Origin of the sequence: Pseudomonas onubensis (genome assembly GCF_965653655.1) — a bacterium.
In the GTDB taxonomy this organism is placed as follows: Bacteria; Pseudomonadota; Gammaproteobacteria; order Pseudomonadales; family Pseudomonadaceae; genus Aquipseudomonas.
Genome location: NZ_CBFHAZ010000193.1, coordinates 1 through 2654, shown reverse-complemented (window position 1 = coordinate 2654; position 2654 = coordinate 1). Strand labels below are relative to the sequence as shown.

The 2654-nt window shown below is 60.2% G+C and carries 3 protein-coding genes; all 3 read right to left on the bottom strand.

What is annotated here, in order from left to right; translation table 11 throughout:
• Window positions 1-108: 108 nt before the first annotated feature.
• From ACTD9P_RS29465 to ACTD9P_RS29455, 3 genes are read right to left on the bottom strand one after another with little or no spacing between them, the layout of a single operon-like run.
• A complete protein-coding gene (locus ACTD9P_RS29465) occupies window positions 109-453 on the bottom strand; it encodes an Hpt domain-containing protein (RefSeq protein WP_438870401.1) in 345 nt (114 codons plus the stop codon).
• A 30-nt stretch (window positions 454-483) separates the two neighbouring features.
• The gene (locus tag ACTD9P_RS29460; RefSeq protein ID WP_438870400.1) at window positions 484-2202 is read right to left on the bottom strand and encodes an ATP-binding SpoIIE family protein phosphatase; all 1719 of its coding nucleotides are present in this window, start codon (window positions 2200-2202) and stop codon (window positions 484-486) included.
• Window positions 2199-2504 (bottom strand): STAS domain-containing protein, encoded by a 306-nt coding sequence (locus ACTD9P_RS29455; RefSeq protein WP_438870399.1) that lies wholly within the window; start codon window positions 2502-2504, stop codon window positions 2199-2201. Before ACTD9P_RS29455 ends, ACTD9P_RS29460 begins: the two co-directional genes overlap by 4 nt.
• Between the last annotated feature and the right edge of the window lie 150 nt (window positions 2505-2654).

Sequence of the window (2654 nt, the reverse complement as noted above, 5' to 3'; positions counted from 1 at the left end):
CGCGAAAGCGGTGTATCAGCCAACACATTCAGTGGCTGACACGCCGCTTTCGCGAGCAAGCCCGCTCCCACAAGTTGATCCGCACGGGTCTGGTACAACTGTGGTGATTCAGAGACCGAAGCGCTGCCTTTCCGACTCATACAGCGGCCGCACCAACGCAAACTCATGATCTATCTGATCAACCAGTGCCCCAAGGTCCGCCGACAACTCGACGGACTCCACCTCCAGCCGTTGACACAACTGCGCCAACCGAACCGCCCCAAGGTTGCCACTGCTGCCTTTAAAGCTATGCGCAATCCGCCCCAACGCCTTGGCATCCCCACGCGACTTGCGCAACGCATCGATGCGCTTTTGCGAATCGTCCAGAAAGGTATCCAGCAATTTCGGATACTCGTTTTCCATCACTTCCTGCAGGCCCGTCAACACATCAGGGTCCAGATGAATCTCAAGCACTTGTTCGCTCCTTGATCAAGAATCGGCGGATTATGCCAGAGCCCCCCAGCAAAACTCCACGCACACACTGCGCCCGCCATCGGTCCAGCGTACATCGCTGCTCAGTTGCCGTACCAGGCTCAGCCCACGGCCAGACAAACGGTCTATATCCTGCGGCCGCGCCAGCACCTGTTCGACGTCAAATCCAGGCCCACTGTCCTCGATGCGCAGCGTCATTTTGCCGCCCGGCGCAGTCGGCACCACCTGCACATGCACACGCACATAACCGTTGTTCAACTGCGCCAGGCGCTCGTTGCGCTGACGGTAATACTCGGCAAACCCCTGGGCATCGCGTTTGAGCCGCGAATCCAGGCCCAGCACGCCATGCTCCAGTGCATTGGAATACAACTCGGCCATCACACTGTACAGCGCCCCGCTCTGCCCACGCAGGCCATGAATCTCCAGCAACAGTTGCAGCAGGTACGGCAACGGGTTGTAGCTTTTGAGCGTGCGCGCACGAAACTCGAAACTCACCGACCAATCCAGCGGGCACGATTGGCCACTGTCGGCATACAGCGGCTCAGCCGCCCGCGACGGCTGGCCAGGCTGCAAGATGATCTCGACCATGCTGACATCATCACGCGCCTCACCCCGAAACGCCGCCAGCGCCTGCTCAATGTCTTCGAACAACCGGTCGGGCTTGCGATTGCTGGCGAATACCTGCTGCAAACGCGCCGCACCAAACAACTGCTCATTGGCGTTGGCGGTATCCAGCACCCCATCGGACAACAAGAACACCCGGTCGCCCAGGGCCATGGGCCAGACTTCGGTACTGTCATCAAACGCCTGTGCCGACAACACACCCAGCGGCAGGTGCCGCGATACCAACGGCGTACGCTTGCCCGTGGCGATCTCATGCACATAGCCGTCGGGCATGCCGCCGTTCCATACCTCCACCACGCGCCGCTGGGTACTCAAGCACACCAGCGTGGCGCAGCAGAACATGTCCACCGGCAGGATGCGCTTGAGCTTGGCATTCATCTCACGCAGGGTCTGCGCCAGGCCGTAGCCCTTGGCGGTCATGCCATAGAACACCTCGGCCAGCGGCATGGCGCCCACGGCGGCCGGCAGGCCATGGCCGGTAAAATCACCGAGCAGCACATGCATGTCGCCGGAGGGCGTGTACGCCGCCAGCAACAGGTCGCCGTTGAACAGCGCATAAGGCGATTGCAGGTAACGAATGTTCGGCGCCGCATTGATGCAACCCGAATGCGCCACCTTATCGAACACCGCCTTGGCCGCGCGCTGCTCGTGCAACAGGTAATCGTGGTGCCGGGCGATCTGGTCACGCTGGCGCAGCACCGTGGCCTGCAGCCGTCGCAAACGGTCCATGGCATTGATCTTGGCGGCCAGGATCAGCGGGTTGTAAGGCTTGGGCAGGAAGTCATCGCCGCCGGCATCCAGGCACTGGGCCAGGGCTTCGCTCTCGCGCAACGAGGTGAGAAAGATGATCGGCACCAGCGCCTCGCCCGCCAACTGCTTGATCTGCCGCGCCGCTTCAAAGCCGTCCATCACCGGCATAAGGGCGTCCATCAATACCAGTTGCGGGCGTTCACGGGTGAACACCTCGACGGCTTGCGCGCCATTCGTGGCGGTAAGCACCTGGTGGCCCTGACGCCGGATGATGGTCGACAGCAACAGCAAATCGGCGGCGCTGTCTTCGGCGATCAGGATCGTCAGCGGCTCGAGGACCGGGGCCAGGGTGCTCAACTGAGATCAAACAGTTTGTCGAAGTTGGAGATGGCGAGGATCTTGCGCACATCGGAGTTGCTGTTGATCACCTGCACTTCGGCGTTATCGCCACCGGCATGGTCACGCAACAGCAGGAGCATGCCCAGGGCCGAGCTGTCCATGTAAGTGGTTTCCTTCAAGTCCACCACGTAGATCTCGGGCACTTTGTAGAACCGCTCGTAGGCATCACGAAAGGTCTGGTGGCTACCGAAATCGAATCGCCCCTTGACCGTGATCGTCAACTTCGTCCCATCCAGGGATACTTCTGACTCGACTGACATGTGACTGCTTCCTTGTCATTGGCAATGTGCAACAAGGTTTAGCAGCTGATAGAGATGTGAGCAACACAACGAATCAAATGTGGGAGCGGGCTTGCTCGCGAAAGCGGTGTGTCAGTCAACAGACTCATTGGCTGATCCACCGCTTTCGCG

What these genes read in the sequence shown, in the direction of transcription:
- ACTD9P_RS29455 (WP_438870399.1), bottom strand. Translation starts at nt 2,504, where the DNA reads ATGTCAGTCGAGTCAGAAGTATCCCTGGATGGGACGAAGTTGACGATC.